Below are 16594 nucleotides of genomic sequence, written 5' to 3'. Positions count from 1 at the left end.
GCTACCATGTGGGCGTTTAGAGAATCTGGCCCGCAGACCGCTCGCCGGCTTCAACCGCCAGTGCTGAAATGATTATTGTATTATATCTGCCTTAAAGCGGGCCGCTAACCGTCGGTGTAGCATTCCGTCTAGTTGGCGTGCACCAGCGAACCCACCAGCGCACGCCAACCTAAGCCCTATCGGGCCCTTGGTGGGCTCAATGCGGGTTCGCCGCCATCCCCACCGCCGCGCTCGATCCGCCCCACCGTGCGGCGTCTCCCGCGGTCCCCGCGCTTATCGGGTCCGGGTCCCCATCATGCTGCCTTCTGGAGTTCGGCAATTCTTTGAAACTCGCTGAGCAAATCCGCGTGATGCTGCGCGAGGTGCCTTACGATGCGCACATTACCAAGCAGCCGCTGCAAGTATCCAGTCGCGAGAACCAGGTCGAGGTGATCAGCACCGTAGGACTGTTCGATCATTTTAAATTCTCGGTCGAGCGCCTCGGCTTCCCGCTCCATCACCGAAATCTGCTCGTCGGTGAGGCCGCGGATCACTTTCTGCCGACCCTCAACCATCTGATCGTCGGGTGTACCTGCAACAATCGATTTAACGTAGGGGACAGAATAACGGTTCATCGCCACCATCATTTCGGCAGCGACGATCTGTCGCATCGGTTTCATGCGGCGCAACTCGACGAAGGCAGTTAACGGGACGTGCTTGTCGCGGAGCAAGTCGGCTGCCTCCGAGCAGATGCCGACTAGCAGGTTTCGCTTTTTACGGATGCTGGCAATGTCGACGTTCAGGGCGCGCACAAGCCGCTCTTCGGACACTCCTTTATTCACGGCATTCAGGATCATTTTGTGCTCCTGAATGATGGCGATCCTGCTAACCCGCCGATTGTAGGTGAATGCCTCATCTTCGGTGGCAACCAGACACACGACTTCGGCGTCACCGCGCTCGCGCAGGAAGTCGACCCGCAAATGCCCGTCAAGCAAATGATATCGGCTACCGTCGCTCCGGTCCCGCGCGACCACGGGAGGTTCGATGATACCTACTTCGGTGATTGACGCGGCAATCTGCCCGTATTTAACCGTTTTGCGAACGTTCCCAGGAACCTTCCTTAGCGGCACAATGTCGTTGATCGGGATGCGAAGAGTTGCGTGCTCAAACGCGACTGCGACAGGTGCGGCGTCTCGGGGCGTCTTCATGCCCCGGTGCCTTTCCCCAGTCTAAGCCGCGCACCGATGTTTTCCGGCATCGTCGCAAGATCCTCATCCTCCAGCAAAGCAACAAATCGCTCGTCGCGCGACAGCCGGCGGATAGCTTCGGTTATAAATAGCAGCCGGTTTCTGGTGCTCTCGGTTCGCCGGATCAGCGCTTGCTTCCGGTCAGTATCCTCGCGGTACGCCTTGACCAAGGCATCGGCTGACAGCCGCTCGCGTGATCTTGTCCCGGTAGTAGCTAGCCCCTTGCCGCGCCGCCGCCGCATTTCGATAAGCCGCTTCGCAGCGATGAGTTTCCGGCCCTTGAGCAAACCGCGTTCGTAGGCATGCGATAACGCAGCCTGCACATCCTGGTCCTCGGCCTCCGCAATCTCGACCGCAACGCTGACTGGAATGAGGCCGCTTTCAACCGACCTTAATAGTCGTTGCTCGCCCTTCTCGAGCAAACGTGCGACGCCGTTGGCGTATTCTAGTGACAAACCGGTCTTTCGCGCGATCTCGGGAATAGAATAGCCGCGCTCCTGCATACCCCTGATGTCCTGCAGCAGATCGATGGCATGATGCTGGCGCCGCGCGCAATTCTCGACCAGGCTCGCGATTAAGCAATCTTCAGCGTCCGCGGTGACGACGAGTGCAGGCACAACGGACTGGCCGAGCGCCTGATATGCTTCCAGCCGGCCTTGCCCACAAACCAGATCGTAAAAAGGGCCACCTGCCTCAATTCTACGGGATACCGTGATGGGCTTCTTAAGGCCAAGTTGCGCGATGTTGTCGACTATTTCCTTGAACGTCTTCTTGTTGCGGACACGCGGGTTGACGACCGTAATGCGGTCCACCGGAATCATCTCGACCCGCTGCGAAGGAAGGGCCGACATCAGGCGGCCGAACGAAGCGCGGTGCGCGCCGCCATACGGTAGAAGCTGTCGAGGGTTTCGAACCTGTAGGCATCGAGGGACAGCCCGTTGTACTCTGCGAGGCGCAATACAGCCTCGTGCATATCGAGCCGCGGCAGCAGATAATAGTCGTGGGCGTGCTCGTTCGCGCTATCCATTCGCACAGCGACCGTAACGTCTGGCCTCAAAGCTGTGTCGAGGCGCAGCTTCCAGCGAAGCGATCCAGTAGCGGTTTGAAAACACCGCACGATGACAACTGAGGCTGTGAACTCCTGGTTGATTGTCAATAGGTCGGTCGCCTGATCCTGAAGGACGGAGCCGCCGCTATCGGCGATTCGATGCAACACCGTCCGCACGATGGCGGGGTACATAGCACGCAGCTTCCGGTTTGTTTCGAGGTAACGGTAGTCGTGATCGGGTGAGAAGCCGACCAGCGCATAGGCACGAAGCAAACTCCCGAACCTTGACCGAAACGCGCTGCTGGAAGGGCAGTCCTCGGCCTCGTCAATAATCAGCCCAGACAGGTAGCCTTGGCTTTCCAAAATTCGCTGGAGGATTTCCAGCATGCGCTCATCAGTTAGACGATCGGAGCGCGCCCGAATAATCGCCTGAGCGCGATCAAACAGGTCATTATCAATTATGCCGTCGAATGCGCCGTCCGAGCGCACCCAGTCTTCAGGCGGGTTCTGCACATGAGCAGACTTGAGCTTAAAGGATGTCCGGCCCCAAACGTTGTTGCCTATATATTTTTCGTTAATGAGTAGCTGATGGACTGCTCCGCGCGTCCAGGGACGATCCCAGTCGGTGACGCCGCCGCGCGCGTTGAGCACCTCAGCAATCTCTCGTTCCGAGCGACCCTCTTCAATAAACATGCGGTAGATGTCGCGAACCGTGTCAATTTCGGCGTCGGGGCCAGGGACAAGTATAACGCGATCTGTCGCAATGCTTTTTTGTTCGCCGCGCTCGAGCAACCCCTTCGACGAGCCCACTTGATCGACCAACATCCTGCGCAACCCATAACCGGGCGCACCGCCTTGCCGGTATCCGAGCCGGATCAGGTTTGCCTGCCCCGCAAAAACCTTGACGGAGAGCTCGCGACTGTACTCACCAGCCATCGCCCGCTTGACGGTCTTGATGATCGACGAACCGATGCTGCCGTCGTTTTCGAACTGCTCCGCGCAATAATGAACATGCACGCCGGCCCGCCGGCACCGCAGCTCGTACGTTGCGGCCTCATCTGGGTCTTGGAACCTGCCCCACCGGCTTACGTCGTAGACGATCAGCGCCTCGAAGTCGGCGTTTCCGTTTTCGACATCATGCAGGAGGCCCTGCAGCCCCCGTCGCCCGCCGAGGTTCAGTCCGCTCTTTCCCTCGTCTGCATAGGTGCGGACGATCTCGTAGCCCCGCCGCTCAGCATAGAGCCGGATGGCGTCCGACTGATTGTCCGTTGAATACTTTTGATGCTCGGTGGACATGCGGACATACTCGGCAGCCCGAACTTTCGGGGGCGGGGAAGAGGCGTCACCTTCGCCTGTCTGCATCCACTTTATTACCATCGCCGGCCTCAAATTGGCTCGGCGGCTCAAGCCGCTGCATCGTCGTCACTAATCCAAAAGGTGCGGAACCATGGTTCTTAAAAGCGGAGCTGGAGTACCGAAATCGCAAGTCTTACTTTCGGACGGGCAATTTGCAGCGTCCATTGCTTTGGCCCTCCAGCATGAACTTGGCGGCAGCCGGCGCGCGTCAAAAACGATCATGACATGGACGGGCGTGACCGACCACACTGCCCGGGCATGGTTGAACGGCCGCAAAAGCCCAAGCAGCTTGCATCTGCTCAAGCTGGCGGGATGCTCGCGAGAGGTGATGGGTCTGGTGCTACGCTTGACCGGCTATGATCGGATCGGCATCGGGATCAATCTGGAGGCTTTGGAGGCCGGCCTCGCAGAAGCGCTCAATGCGGTTCGAACGCTCCGAGCGGCCGACGAGCGACCAAGCTGATCGCCCACGGCACTGCGCGATCTGCAGACGCTGGCCAACCGGGCGTTGCAGGTATGGCGCAGGTCGCTTTTTCCGCGTTTCCCACGCCAAAGCGCTTTCACTAGGAAGTGGCTGACCGATGGGCTTGGCTCACTCTGGGTGATCGGTGGGTGCACCGTAAGGTCGCCCTGCCAAACGACACTATCGCACTGTTTTTACTCACTATTCATGCCAGCTAGACAGGCCTTCGTAATGCGGGGGTCACAGGTTCGAGTCCTGTAAGCGGCACCACTCCCGGTCAAAGTTGGGCACCGTTGGCGCACGGTCCTGACCTGTCGCTACGATCGCCGCCTCGAGTGCGGCCGGCGTTCCGAGCACGACGATGTCGTCGCGGGTCACGCGCACCTCCGACACGAACAGCTGCACGTAATTGCGCCGGAGCGCCGTCTCGCAGCTGACTGGACAGCAGCCGTCCGAAACGCTCGACCGCCGCCTCGTCGACCCCACGGCTGTCGCCCGTGCGATCGAGGTAGAAGCCGGCATAATGCTCGCGTTTCAAGATGCCGTCGACGCTGCTGTGCATGAAGGTGTGCTCGCGCAGCCGGTGGCCGGCGGCGTTCAGATGCTCCGCGATCGCGCGCGTGCCCATCGGCTGCCCGGCCAAGCCACGCAGCGCCAGGTCGAAGATGAGCCGGACGACGGCGGCCTCCTCTTCCTGGACGAAGAGCTTACGCGGCTCCTTCTTGCCTTCAACGAGGGCGGTGTGCGCCTCGTAGCCGAAGGGAACGGGACCACCGTTGAAGAAGCCGCGCGCGGCGTTGCCGCGTCGGTCACGCCGGGTGAAGGTGGAAGCGTCGAGCGCGTACTTCTCGTTGATGACGGCGACGATGCTGCGCATCATGCGGCCGCTCGGATCGTCGGGGAAGCCCTCGGTGAGCGATACCAAGCCGACCTGCGCCTCGGCAAGCTTGTGCTCGGACGTGACCTGGGTGAGCAGGCGCCGAGCGAAGCGGGAGAGCGCGTAGACGATGATGACATCGACGGGCCGCTCCGGGGAGGTCGCGAGCGCCATCATGCGATCGAACTGCTTGCGCGACCTGCTCCTGCCGGAAACGTTCAGGTCCTCGAAGACCTCGACGATCTCGATGCCCTCACGTTCGGCATGAGCACGAATCGCGGCGCCTTGCGCGGCGATACTGGCATTGTTGCCGCCGTCCTCGTCGACGCTGACGCGGACGTAGCCAAAGGCGCGCTGCACTTTCTTCATACTCTATCCTCTCGAACTCTTCGGTCGACGATCGTTGACCACGATGCTGAGTTCCATCCCGGGCTGATCGGGATGGCCGCCGAACAGAGCTGCGAGGCAGTCGCGCAGGTGATGGTGAAGGAGCTCGGCCTCGTGCGGCACCACGGTGAGGCGGTCGGGCAGATCGGTCAGGACGTGCCGGCACACGTCGTCAGGCGGCGGCATGCGCGCGACGTAGCCTCCGTGCTGCTCATCAGGCGCAAGCGGTCGGCGGCTAGCCATGCCGCTCCGCCGCCTCTACGAGCGCGCGCAGGCCGAGGACGAGCCGCACGCCTTCTTTCAGGTTGGCGGTAATCTGATCCGTTAGGTCGAGCAGGCGGGCGAGATCGGCCACTTCGGCCGGGCCGTACTGCTGATCGCGCCGCACCTTGTCCGCGAGGACGCGCCATTCACAATCCAGCTTGGCATAGTCAATGTCGAAGGTTCGCAAGCCCTGAGCGGAGCGGCGCATCGTCTCCGTGTCGTCCTGGAAATCTTGCGCGCTCACGAGCGAAGTGCCTCGATGATCGCCGCGAGGTCGGGCCGCTCGGGCTTGTTGCGGAAGCGCGGATTGCCCCCTTGCGCCATGATCCAGTCGAAAGCCTGTCCACGCGTGGCGATCCGCGAGCTGCACGATCGCCCGTTTAGTGAGCCCGAGCTTTCGAAGGGTGCCATCGCTGTGGCAGAGACACGCAGTAGGGATGCCGCCGTTCTTGGGGATGACGAATGTAACGCGGCAGAACCGGACCGGGACGAGGATTGGCGACGGTAGAGATCGAAGGCACGCGTCGCGAGCTTGATCTCGTCACGCAGGCGCTTGATCAAGGTGCCAATTCTGAGCGTGCCGCCAGTCCCGGGATGCTCGAGATCGTCGACGGCTGCCCAGCCGAACGGTCGGTGAAGCTGCTCGGCGCAGTCGGTGGCGATAATCCGCAGCATGTTGGCTACCCGGATGCGCGCCATTTCGGAGATGAGATGGTCACATTCGCTGAGCTGGAGACGCGAAGAGGGCGATGCTTCATCCTTGGCCGCCTCAAGCAGCCGAAACCCGCGTCCGATGCGAAGCTCGAGCAACGCCGTTGCACCTGCTGGGCAGAGCTGGTGCAGCTGCACTAGATCTTCGGCTGTCTGGCTGAGCTCGAAGCCGCCGAGTGCATCCAGGATCGTGTCGCGCGCATCGTTCATCGTGTCGGGAGCCACAAGTCGCCCAAGGTAGAGCTCGATGGCCGACGCTTCGCGGTCGATACGAGACGTATCCGGAAGGCGCGACCCGGTCGGCAGCGTCCCGCACGGCTGAGCGCCGCTGACGAGTAGCTGATAGCGGAGTTCCTTCCACGTCTGACGACGGTGAATATCGCTCATCCTCTGCTGGATGTGGCTGAAGACGGCGTCGAGCCTCGCCGGCGCGGCAACGATATCGGCGAAGTAGTGATGATTGTAGTGCATGGTGGCACGTCTTCGACAAGGCTGGCGATGTAGCGATGTCATTATCCCACAATCATTGATCGACCGTAAGCCTAGTCTGTACTCTGGGTAGCGTGAGTGGGACGCTGATGCGCGCTCGAGAGTAGCGCCTTCTCGGCGTGGCATCAGGTTGAAAAAAGAGGCCGGAAGGACGCGGCGATCGACATGCGCTTGCGAGTGTCCAGCTGAACGACCCCTTGCCGGTCATTAGAAGGTTTCTCGTTGCTTCGTAGCAGCGGTCGTTCGTTCAGCCCGGCAGCGGTCTCGACCGGCGCGTATCGCGCAACTGCTCAAATTGTCGGCTGGCCGGTGAGATAGAGGTCGACTGGCACCTCTTCTATGGACAGCTGCGGTGTTGGCCGAGTTGCCGACGCTGCAAGCCATGCGTCACCTCCTTCTCTCTTGCGCGTGGAACCGTCACCACGTGTGGCCACACGCCCGTAGATCGGTCTTTCCCGATCGGATGGCGAGCCGGCGAACATGGCGGCGATGTTGCCGTAGGTGCTCGGATCTCGACCGTCGAGGCTGAGCCGATCGTTCAGGTAGCACGCGGTCGCCCACGCAGCTTCTGGGCTGGCCGTCATCGCGATGATCCGCTTGCCCCAGTACATCCGCAGGTTGTTGTGCATCCAGCCATCGATGAGGAACTGCCGTTGACATGCGTTCCACGTCTCGTCGCGCGTTTCTCCCGCCAACATGGCAGTGACCGTCTCCATCTCGGGTCGGGGATCGGCGGCGTGGTCGGCAAGCGTGCGGCGAGCCCAATCAGCGATGCGGTCGTATTTTTCCGGTGCCGCCAGCTGTCTGGCCTGATAGTGGAACCATTCACGCCAGCCGAGCAGCTCGTCCGCGAACTTGCGCTTGTGCTGACCGCCTGCCGAAGCGCCGTTCACCGCCGCCATGATCTCGCGTGGACCGAGCACTCCGAAGTGAAGATAGGGAGAAAGGCCGCTGGCGCTCTCGCTCCGCGTGGCGTCGTTTCGGGCCGCGACGTAGACTGGCAGGGTCTCGTCGACCAAGCGGGCGAGGCGCTCGCTCGCTGCAACATGGCCGGGTGGGTGCATCTCGCTGACGGGTAGGGAATGGTCTATGTCGAGGCTCGCGACCAGATCGTCGAGGTCGAGGTCTTCCAGCGAGTCGGGCGTGAACGGCAGGTCACCCGCGTAGGGCACCACCTCGGAAGTCTCGTCATTCCACGTCGACCAGGCAGCGCGCTCCGGCTCGTGCCGGCGCAGGAAGGCGGATCGACCGCGAGTATCGTGGCCGAGCAGCGCCGGTGGAACCAGGCAGGCGGCGTTGACGGCCAACACCGCCACCTTAGCCGCCGCGGCGACGCGCTCGGCCTGCCAGCGCGCGACAAAGGTCGGCTGATCTTCCAGCACCACTGCCGCAGCTTCTGCGGCGAGGCGATGAACCAACCCTTTTTCCCGTCTCTCGGCGCGATCAACGTGCTGCACGCACGCGAGCCCTCGCTCGCGGCAGCCGGCAGCGAGATCCACGCTGGCGCCCAGGATGAAGCGGTGCAGCCGATCGGATGCGTAAGGGTAATCCTCCCGAACGCCGTGGTAGACCAGCACGGGTACGCCGAGCGCATTGCCCAGACGGACGGCTGCGTCGATAACAGGATTATCCCGGGCACGCAGTGCCTGCTGCAGCCAGCAGAGGACGTAGCGGCCACCTCAAACCACAGGTTGGTCGGTGAGCAGGCGCACTCGCGGTGCCTCTCTCCACACTGCGGTTAGGACTTCGGTGATCACCAAGCGTTCTCCTTGCTTCAGCGCCAACGCCGCAAAGCGCGGAAGTCGCTCATTTTGTCACCGACAGTCAGCGGGTGAGCAGGCTATACCCGGCTGTTCGGCTAGCCACCTTCACCTAATGTCAAGGCACAAAAGCCGAGTATTTCTGGCGTCAGCACACGAGCGGCCTAAATCAGTCGATGACCCACAATCCGCCGTTCAGCGGCATCTGACCTTCCCGGAGAGCTGCCGCGCGTTCACCGCCTCGGGCAGCGAACTATCGTCGCTGTGCTGTGCGCGGCATCGCTCGTCTGTTAGGTTTTCTCCATGGCGACGCAGCAACGCACGATCGAATTTCTGCTTGAACAGACGGCCGGGGCTGGCGGGGTCACAGCCAAGCCCATGTTTGGAGAGTACGGCGTCTACGTCGACGGCAAGATGATCGGTTCGGTCTGCGACGATCAGCTCTTCATCAAGCCAACACTGTCGGGGCGCGCTCATGCCGATCCGGTGTCAGACGCTCCGCCGTATCCAGGTGCCAAGCCGCAGATGCTCATTGCGGCCGATCGATGGGATGATGCCGAGTGGCTCGGCGAATTGCTGCGCATCACGGCGGCCGAGCTGCCGACACCCAAGCCGCGGAAATCGAAGCGAGACGCTTGATCGCTGGCGGCGGGCGAGACCCAGAAATCGACGCTCAGCGCGCGTGTTGCGCTTCCCCAAACCCGACGTTCGTTAATCAGTCGAGGCGAGGTTACAGCTTGGATGAAGCGCTGTTTTAGAACGCTGGAGCCTTTGACTTTGACGTTTCCGCCGCCGCTCGACCAACAAGAACAACGGCAACTGCGCTTGCGACGGTTAAGCCAGCCAGCGGCAGCAACGCCAATACGTAGCTGCCCGTCGCGTCGTGAACCACACCGTAGACGTTCACCATCAACCCGCCGCCGATCAGGTTCGACGTGGCGTTGATCGCGGCGATGCCTGCGGCGGCGGTGCCCGTCGACAGCCAGCTCGACGCCATGCTCCAGAACGGCCCCTTGAAGCAGTAAGCGCCAGCCAGCACGAACGTCAGCAGAAGCAACGTGGGAAGAAGGCCGGTCAGCGCGAACGTGCCGATCGCACCGACCGCGATCAACAACAGCGGCAATGCAGTATGCCAGCGCCGTTCGTCGGTTGCATCGGAGTGGCGGCCCCAAAGAACCATCGCGAGCGCGGCAATCCCGTAGGGTACCGAGTTGACCAGACCGGTCTGCAAGTCGGTCAGGCCGAACGACTTGAGCAACTGCGGCTGCCATACGCCCAACACGCTGCCCGCCGCCGATGCGCCAGAGCAGGCAATGACCATCGCCCAGAACGCAGGTGTTCGTGCCAATTGCCAAATCGAGCCGTTCACCATCGGCTTCTGCCCCGCCGCGGGGGCGAGCGCGTTCGTCAGCCAGGCACGTTCCGCATCGGTCAACCAAGCAGCGTCAGCGGGCCGGTCGGTCAGCACCTTCAGGCACGTCAATCCAAGCAGCACGGTTGGCACGCCTTCACAGATGAACAACCATTGCCAGCCCCGAAGCCCGACCAAGCCGTTCATCGACAAGAGCAACCCCGAAAGGGGTGACCCGACGAAGCTCGACAGCGGGATGGCGACTGCGAACAGCGCCAAGGTGCGCCCACGATAGCGCGGCGGCATCCAATAGGTCAGGTACAGCACCACGCCCGGAAAAAAGCCCGCCTCGGCGGCGCCGAGCAGGAAACGCATGACGTAGAAGGACGGCGCATCCCACACGAAGGCCATGGCCGCCGACACCAGTCCCCAAGTCACCATGATGCGTGCGATCCAATAGCGCGCACCGACCTTCTGCAGCATCAGGTTGCTGGGCACTTCCATCAGGAAGTAGGCGACGAAGAACAGGCTGGCGCCGAAACCGAACACGCGCGACGACAGGCCGAGATCGGCGTTCATCTGCAAGGACGCCATGCCGACGTTCGCGCGATCGATGAACGCCAGCAGGTAGCAGAGCATCAGAAACGGCAGCAGCCGCCAGGTGACCTTGCGCATGGTGCGCATCTCGATCGTCGCGTCCGCGTCCATGTGTCTCTCCTGGCTTATGTTCAGCTCCCGCACGTCTTCGCGTCGGGGGTTGGTTCTCGTGCGATCGCGCTCGTTCGGCCCCCGGGCGCGTTAAACGGTTGCGCGCGCGCGCGCATTGGCGTGGTTGCGCGGATCAAGCGTCCCGCGTTCGAGATAGTCGGCGATCTGCTCGATGCAGCGCACGCCCACCCGCGCGCGCGCTTCGCGGGTGTTCGCGCCGACGTGCGGGCTGACGACGACATTGTCGAGCGCGAGCAGCGGATGGTCGGGTGTGATCGGCTCGCGGGCAAAGGTATCGAGACCCGCGCCACCCAGATGACCGTCGCGCAGCGCCGCGACCAGCGCATCCTCGTCGATCAGCTCGCCGCGTGCGGTGTTGATGATGATCGCGCCCGGCTTCATTCGCGTGATCGCGTCCGCGTCGATCAGACCGCGGTTCTCCGCCGTCAGCGGGCAATGGAGGCTGACGATGTCGCTCCCCTCCAGCAGTGCCGTGACGGTATCGACGCGCTCCGCATGCGATGGCAGCAGATCGTCCGATAGGTACGGATCGTAGATTCGCGCGGTGACGCCGAACGGCTGCAGCAATGCCAGAAACGCGCGGCCGATCGCGCCCAGGCCGATCAACCCGACCGACTTGCCCGAAATCTCGCCACCCGCGTAGGTCGCCTTGTCCCAGTGACCGGCGCGGATGCGACGATCGAGCAGTGCGGTCGAGCGGGCGACGCCGAGCAGCAGCGCCAGTCCCTGCTCGGCGACCGACTGGGCGTTCGCGCCCACCGCCACGACGACCGGCACATTGCGCTCCGCCGCGGCATCCAGATCGATCCCGTCGGTACCGACACCGTGTTTCGCGATGATCCGCACGTCGGGCATCAGTTCGACAGCCTCGCGTGGGATGCGTCCGAGACGCAGGATCAAGGCTCGCGCATCGACGGCATTGGCCTCATCGGCCAGCGCCGACGCATCCGGATAGGGCCCACATGTGGTCAGCGACAGCCCGCGGGTTGCAGCTTCCGCCTCGGCGGCAGGTGACAATGCGCCACCGATTACGAGCACCGAAACAGCCTTAGTCATGCGAGCTCCTCATCCGACGGGTTTGAATGCCCCTTGTCGATCAGCATAGATGGCTTAAGTGTTTTTGCAACGACGTTTCAGAATATGGTTGCGCAGCTCACGCGTTCGTTTAAGTCGCGTGGACGATCCGAACACGGACGCAATCAGGAGAGGTTCTATGCGTTTCACCGCCCTGCCATCGCTGCCGCGCCGCGCACTTCTGCTGGCGAGCGCCACGTCCACGCTCCTGGCGCCGGCTGCGCTCGCCCAAACTGTTCCGCCAATCGATCGCGCCGCAGCCGCCGCCCCGCAACCGGACGAGACACAAGCCGACCCGCAGACGGCGCCGGAGGCCGTGCAGCGCCAGGGCGATCAGACGGCGGAAACGGCCCCGACCGATACCGCCGCACCACAAATAGCAAGCGACATCGTCGTCACCGGATCACGCATCGGACGCAGCGGCTTCACCACCCCGACCCCGGTCACGGTGATCAACACCGACCAGTTGGTGAAATCGTCGCCTTCGACGCTCGCCGATTCACTGCGCACGATCCCCGCATTGACCGCGACAACCGGCCCGCAACGCGCGAGCGGCACGCAGGGCGGCGGGCAGGCATTCCTCAACCTGCGCAATCTCGGCACCGTCCGCACGCTGACGCTGCTCGACGGCCGACGCTTCGTCGCGGCGAGTCAGTTCGGGACCGTGGACGTCAACCTGCTGCCCGCCGGGCTCGTGCAGCGCGTCGACGTCGTTACGGGCGGCGCTTCGGCCGCTTATGGGTCGGATGCGGTCGCTGGTGTCGTGAACTTCGTGCTCGACACCAAGTACGAAGGACTGAAGGGCGAGGTGACCTCGGGCGTCTCGACAGAGGGCGACAATGCGGAGCGTCGCGCGGTGCTGACGGGCGGTATCGCGCTGCTCGACGATCGCCTCCACCTCATCGCTAGTGCCGAATATTACAAGAACGAGGGCATCCTCGAAGGCGCGCGCGATTGGGCACGGCGCGGCTCGAACCTGATCAACGGCCCCGCTGGCGGCCCGGCATTGATCTCGGCGCAGGACGTGCGCGTGATCGGCACCTACGGCGGGCTCATCACGGGCGGCAGCGGAGGTAGTGCAGCGCAGAATGCAGCGTTCCGCGGCCTGCAATTCGGTCCGGGCGGCAGCGTGTCGCGGTACAATTTCGGTTCGTACCTGACGACAACCCAGCAGATCGGCGGCGACGGCGTCGACTCCGAGCTGTTTCAGGAGATCAACCGTCCGCTCGAGCGCGCCGCGTTTTTCGGGCGTGCCGAATACGACCTGACCAGCAACTTCTCGGTCTTCGGCGAGGCGTCCTACGGCACCACCGATACGCGCTACTCGACCTCGGTCAATCGCCATCAAACGACCAACCCGATCACCATCCGACGCGACAACGCCTTCCTTCCGCAGGATGTGCGCGCGCTACTGGCCGCCAACCCGCAAGTGTCGACGCTGAGCATGCTGCGCTATTCGGTCGAAGGCGGGCTGACCGATGTCGCGATCAAGACCGACACGGGTCGCTACGTCGGCGGGTTCAAGGGCGAGGTCGCCGGCCTGAAGATCAACGGCTACTACCAGCACGGTCGCACCAAGCAGCGCACCGACGTGCTCAACAATGAAATTACCGCGAACTTCACCCGCGCGGTCGACGCGGTGGTCAATCCTGCCAACGGACAGATCGTCTGCCGATCGACCCTGACCGACCCCGGCAACGGCTGTTCGCCGTTTAACGTTTTCGGACAAGGATCGCCCTCGGCCGCAGCGCTCGCCTACACGCGCGGCACCAGCCGGACCAACTCGACCTTCAAGGAAGACGTGGCGGCGATCAACGTGTCCGGCACTGCGTTCGAGGGCTGGGCCGGCCCAATCTCGTTTGCGACCGGCTTCGAGTACCGCAAGGAACAAGCCGAACTCTCGGTCGATCCGCTGTCACGCGCGGGCGCTTTCCTGTTTGCCAACCCGCAGCCGTGGTCAGGCGATTATGACGTCAAGGAAGGCTATCTCGAGACGATCATTCCGCTGCTGCGCGACGTCACCTTGTTCCGAGACCTCGAGTTCAATGGTGCCGTCCGATACACCGATTACTCGACCAGCGGCGGTGTGACGACATGGAAGGCCGGGCTCAGCTGGAAGCCGATCGACTCGCTGCGCCTGCGCGGCACCCGGTCGCGCGACATCCGCGCGCCCAACCTGTCCGAGCTGTTCACCAGCGGACGCACCAACACAGTGACCGTCACCGATCCGTTCAAGGGTAACGTTCGCCTGTCGGGCATCTTCGTGACCAACAGCGGCAACACAGCTCTGCAACCGGAAAAGGCGGACACGCTGACCTTGGGCGCGGTGTTTACGCCCTCCTTCGTGCCGGGGCTGAGCCTGTCGGTCGATTATTACGACATCAAGATCAACGACGCGATCGGCACGCTGACCGGCCAGCAGACGCTCGATCAGGCGTTCGCGGGCAACGTTATTGCGCAGTCGCTGGTACAACGCGATGCCGCTGGCAACCTGACCGGTCTGCTCGCTTTCCCGATCAACCTGTCAGAGCTGACCACCAACGGCGTCGATATCGAGGCGAGCTACCGCGTGCCGCTGTCGTCGTTCATCGACACTGACGCGACCTTGTCGCTGCGCACGATCGTCTCCTACGTCGGGGAGCTCGCCACCACCACGCCCGGATCGCCGTCGATCGATCGTGCGGGCGAGGTCGGCATTAGCGCCAACCCGCACTGGCGCTTCAATGCGCAGAGCGACTTCTACAAAGGCAATTTCAACGTCTTCAACCAGGTGCGCTTCATTGGCGCGGGTCGCTACGACAACACACGCGGCCCTGCACTTGTCGACCTGCAGAACATCAAGGCGCAAGCCTATTGGGACGGACAGATCGGCTACAAGTTCGATCAGGTCGGCAAGGGTGCCGAACTTTACCTAAACGTGTCGAACATCCTGAACACCAAACCGCCCTACGCGCCCGGCGACGGCTCAATCCCGGTTGCGACCAACACCGCGCTTTATGACACGTCCGGCCGGCTGTTCCGTGTCGGCGCCCGCTTCTCCTTCTAAGATCATCGGAGCTTCTATGCCGATCGGCTTTCGAATCCACCCCGTCACGCAGCGCATCCCGGCGGAGCTTGTCCGCCGGTTCGCCGACCTGCCCGTCGCCAACGTCAGCGACGCGATGGGCCGCATGGTGGCGGGCGGCGCCTCGCTTCGCCCGATGCACGCCGGCGGCGTGCTCGCGGGTCCGGCAGTGACCGTGAAGGCGCGGCCGGGCGACAATCTGATGCTGCACAAGGCGCTCGACCTCGCCGAGCCGGGCGACGTGGTCGTCGTCGACGCGGGCGGCGACCTGACCAACGCGCTGATCGGTGAGTTGATGACGGCTTATGCAGAGACCCGCGGCATCGCTGGCATCGTCATCTACGGTGCGATCCGCGACGCGAAGACCATTCGTGAGAACGCCTTCCCCGTGTTCGCCGCCGGCATCACCCACCGTGGGCCGTACAAGGACGGACCAGGCGAAGTGAACGTGCCGATCGCAATCGAGGGCATGGTCATCCGCCCCGGCGACCTACTGCTCGGCGACGACGACGGCCTCGTCTGCGTCCGGTTGGAGGAAGCGGAAACCGTGTTCGCGACCGCGAGCGCCAAGCACGCGGCGGAAACCGCGCAGATGGAGAAGATCCGTCGCGGCGAGAACCCGCGCGCCTGGGTCGACGAAACGTTGAAGCGGCTCGGCTGCGAAGGGCTGTGATGACGCGGACGCGTTGACGACGCTATAGGTCGCTGCTGGACGAGGGGTTTGGCATGGCGACAGTGGTGAAGGAACGACCCGCATCCGAGGGCGTGGCGGCGCTGGAGCGCGGTTTGACGCTGCTGACCGCCTTCAAACAAGGAGATGGCGCGCTCGGCCTCGTCGCGCTCGCCGAGCGCACCGGGCTGGTGAAGAGCACGATCATGCGGCTGGCGGTGTCGCTCGAACGACATGGGCTGCTCGTGCGCATGCCCGACGGCCAATATCAGCTCGGCAGCGAAGTCGTCCGCCTCGCGAACATCTACCAAGAAGGCAACGATCTCGAGCGTCACGTCATGCCGGTGCTTGCCAAGCTGGCGTCCTCGACCGGTGAGACCTCGACCTTCTACGTCCGACAGGCTGACGTTCGCCTTTGTTTATTCCGCGTGAACTCGCCGAGCAGTTTGCGCTTGGACGTTCAACCCGGCACTCAACGTCCGATGGATGCCTCGGCTTCGGCACAGTTGCTGGCGTTGTTCGAGCGATGGCCGGATTACCGGCCCGATCTCCCACCGCTTCCCTTGTACACCGTCGGTGTGACGACGGCTCACGTGGCATCAATGTCGGTACCGATCATCGGACATGGTGATCGACTGGTGGGCGCGCTGAGCTTGGCTGGTCCGGATGCTAGATTGAGCAAGAACAGGGCCGCCGAACTCGCCCTTCCACTGCTGCAGGCGGGACTAAACCTTTGCCGCACCTTAGGCGGTCAAGCAGACGCCATCTATCGCGTGCCTATTGCACTAGCCACTTAGTTCAGGCTGACCCAGAAGGCGACAGTCCGGGCCTTTAAACGGCATCCGCACTTCTGCCGTCCGTTCATGTAAGCTAGATCGGGTTTGTTAGCACTCGCTGGAACGGCGGTTTCGGGAGCAGGTGATCTTCAGCCAGCACACCTACCCCCCAGAGTGTCATAAGGGTTATATGGTAAAGCGATTACAGATTGGCGGCGACCGAGAGCTAGTGCAGCCGGAGACAGCTACCGAACTCAAGTTTGTGTCGACCGAAAGCGCGCACGAGGCAGTTAACAGCTTTCTCGTTGCGCTGATGGGCTTCAGTGCGCTTGTCGATGTGTGGAGTTGA

15 protein-coding genes are annotated in these 16594 nt (G+C 62.8%); 5 read left to right on the top strand and 10 right to left on the bottom strand.

The annotated features are described in order from the left end of the window. Nucleotides 1–293: 293 nt before the first annotated feature. Genes SMN802W_RS0108425 through SMN802W_RS0108415 form a run of 3 tightly spaced genes read right to left on the bottom strand, consistent with a single transcriptional unit; the run spans nucleotide 294 to nucleotide 3636 of the window. The gene (locus SMN802W_RS0108425; protein WP_019516466.1) at nucleotides 294–1187 is read right to left on the bottom strand and encodes a plasmid partitioning protein RepB C-terminal domain-containing protein; all 894 of its coding nucleotides are present in this window, start codon (nucleotides 1185–1187) and stop codon (nucleotides 294–296) included. Then, the gene (locus SMN802W_RS0108420) at nucleotides 1184–2077 is read right to left on the bottom strand and encodes a plasmid partitioning protein RepB C-terminal domain-containing protein (RefSeq protein WP_019516465.1); all 894 of its coding nucleotides are present in this window, start codon (nucleotides 2075–2077) and stop codon (nucleotides 1184–1186) included. The genes SMN802W_RS0108425 and SMN802W_RS0108420 overlap by 4 nt, the downstream gene beginning before the upstream one ends. After that, nucleotides 2077–3636, bottom strand: a complete 1560-nt coding sequence (locus SMN802W_RS0108415) for a recombinase family protein (RefSeq protein WP_274543656.1) — start codon at nucleotides 3634–3636, stop codon at nucleotides 2077–2079. Before SMN802W_RS0108415 ends, SMN802W_RS0108420 begins: the two co-directional genes overlap by 1 nt. 85 nt (nucleotides 3637–3721) lie before the next feature. Between SMN802W_RS0108415 and SMN802W_RS17575 the strand changes: the two genes are divergently transcribed. Continuing rightward, nucleotides 3722–4093 (top strand): hypothetical protein, encoded by a 372-nt coding sequence (locus tag SMN802W_RS17575; RefSeq protein WP_156818792.1) that lies wholly within the window; start codon nucleotides 3722–3724, stop codon nucleotides 4091–4093. Between the two features lie 277 nt (nucleotides 4094–4370). Here the strand turns inward: SMN802W_RS17575 and SMN802W_RS0108405 are convergent, their stop codons facing one another. The 5 genes from SMN802W_RS0108405 to SMN802W_RS16730 form a co-directional block, all read right to left on the bottom strand. Continuing rightward, on the bottom strand, nucleotides 4371–5339 hold the full coding sequence (locus tag SMN802W_RS0108405) for a recombinase family protein (RefSeq protein WP_019516462.1): 969 nt from the start codon (nucleotides 5337–5339) through the stop codon (nucleotides 4371–4373). A 3-nt stretch (nucleotides 5340–5342) separates the two neighbouring features. Then, the gene (locus tag SMN802W_RS0108400; protein ID WP_156818791.1) at nucleotides 5343–5600 is read right to left on the bottom strand and encodes a hypothetical protein; all 258 of its coding nucleotides are present in this window, start codon (nucleotides 5598–5600) and stop codon (nucleotides 5343–5345) included. After that, nucleotides 5593–5865 carry a hypothetical protein gene (locus SMN802W_RS0108395; protein ID WP_019516460.1) on the bottom strand — a complete coding sequence of 91 codons (273 nt, stop codon included), beginning with the start codon at nucleotides 5863–5865 and terminating at the stop codon, nucleotides 5593–5595. Before SMN802W_RS0108395 ends, SMN802W_RS0108400 begins: the two co-directional genes overlap by 8 nt. Further along, complete coding sequence (locus SMN802W_RS0108390) at nucleotides 5862–6803, bottom strand: hypothetical protein (protein WP_019516459.1); 942 nt, start codon at nucleotides 6801–6803, stop codon at nucleotides 5862–5864. Before SMN802W_RS0108390 ends, SMN802W_RS0108395 begins: the two co-directional genes overlap by 4 nt. Nucleotides 6804–7111: 308 nt before the next feature. Continuing rightward, on the bottom strand, nucleotides 7112–8476 hold the full coding sequence (locus SMN802W_RS16730; protein WP_274543657.1) for a deoxyribodipyrimidine photo-lyase: 1365 nt from the start codon (nucleotides 8474–8476) through the stop codon (nucleotides 7112–7114). 408 nt (nucleotides 8477–8884) lie between these two features. On the opposite strand from SMN802W_RS16730, the gene SMN802W_RS0108380 reads away from it, so the two are divergent. Further along, entirely contained in the window at nucleotides 8885–9220 is a 336-nt protein-coding gene (locus SMN802W_RS0108380) for a TfoX/Sxy family protein (protein WP_019516456.1), read from the top strand. Nucleotides 9221–9335: 115 nt separating this feature from the next. Here the strand turns inward: SMN802W_RS0108380 and SMN802W_RS0108375 are convergent, their stop codons facing one another. Then, nucleotides 9336–10640 (bottom strand): MFS transporter, encoded by a 1305-nt coding sequence (locus SMN802W_RS0108375; RefSeq protein ID WP_019516455.1) that lies wholly within the window; start codon nucleotides 10638–10640, stop codon nucleotides 9336–9338. A 90-nt stretch (nucleotides 10641–10730) separates the two neighbouring features. Beyond that, a complete protein-coding gene (locus SMN802W_RS0108370; protein WP_026325911.1) occupies nucleotides 10731–11717 on the bottom strand; it encodes a hydroxyacid dehydrogenase in 987 nt (328 codons plus the stop codon). A gap of 157 nt (nucleotides 11718–11874) precedes the next feature. On the opposite strand from SMN802W_RS0108370, the gene SMN802W_RS0108365 reads away from it, so the two are divergent. From SMN802W_RS0108365 to SMN802W_RS0108355, 3 genes are read left to right on the top strand one after another with little or no spacing between them, the layout of a single operon-like run. Next, nucleotides 11875–14781 carry a TonB-dependent receptor domain-containing protein gene (locus SMN802W_RS0108365; RefSeq protein WP_019516453.1) on the top strand — a complete coding sequence of 969 codons (2907 nt, stop codon included), beginning with the start codon at nucleotides 11875–11877 and terminating at the stop codon, nucleotides 14779–14781. A gap of 16 nt (nucleotides 14782–14797) precedes the next feature. Further along, nucleotides 14798–15472, top strand: coding sequence for an RraA family protein (locus tag SMN802W_RS0108360; protein ID WP_019516452.1), 675 nt, complete (start codon nucleotides 14798–14800; stop codon nucleotides 15470–15472). Nucleotides 15473–15525: 53 nt separating this feature from the next. Beyond that, the gene (locus tag SMN802W_RS0108355; RefSeq protein ID WP_019516451.1) at nucleotides 15526–16266 is read left to right on the top strand and encodes an IclR family transcriptional regulator; all 741 of its coding nucleotides are present in this window, start codon (nucleotides 15526–15528) and stop codon (nucleotides 16264–16266) included. Nucleotides 16267–16594 lie beyond the last annotated feature (328 nt).

It is taken from the genome of Sphingomonas sp. Mn802worker (genome assembly GCF_000382485.1).
Classification (GTDB): domain Bacteria; phylum Pseudomonadota; class Alphaproteobacteria; order Sphingomonadales; family Sphingomonadaceae; genus Sphingomonas.
Note: the sequence above shows the minus strand (reverse complement) of the source record. Positions and strands in the feature narration are given on the sequence as shown.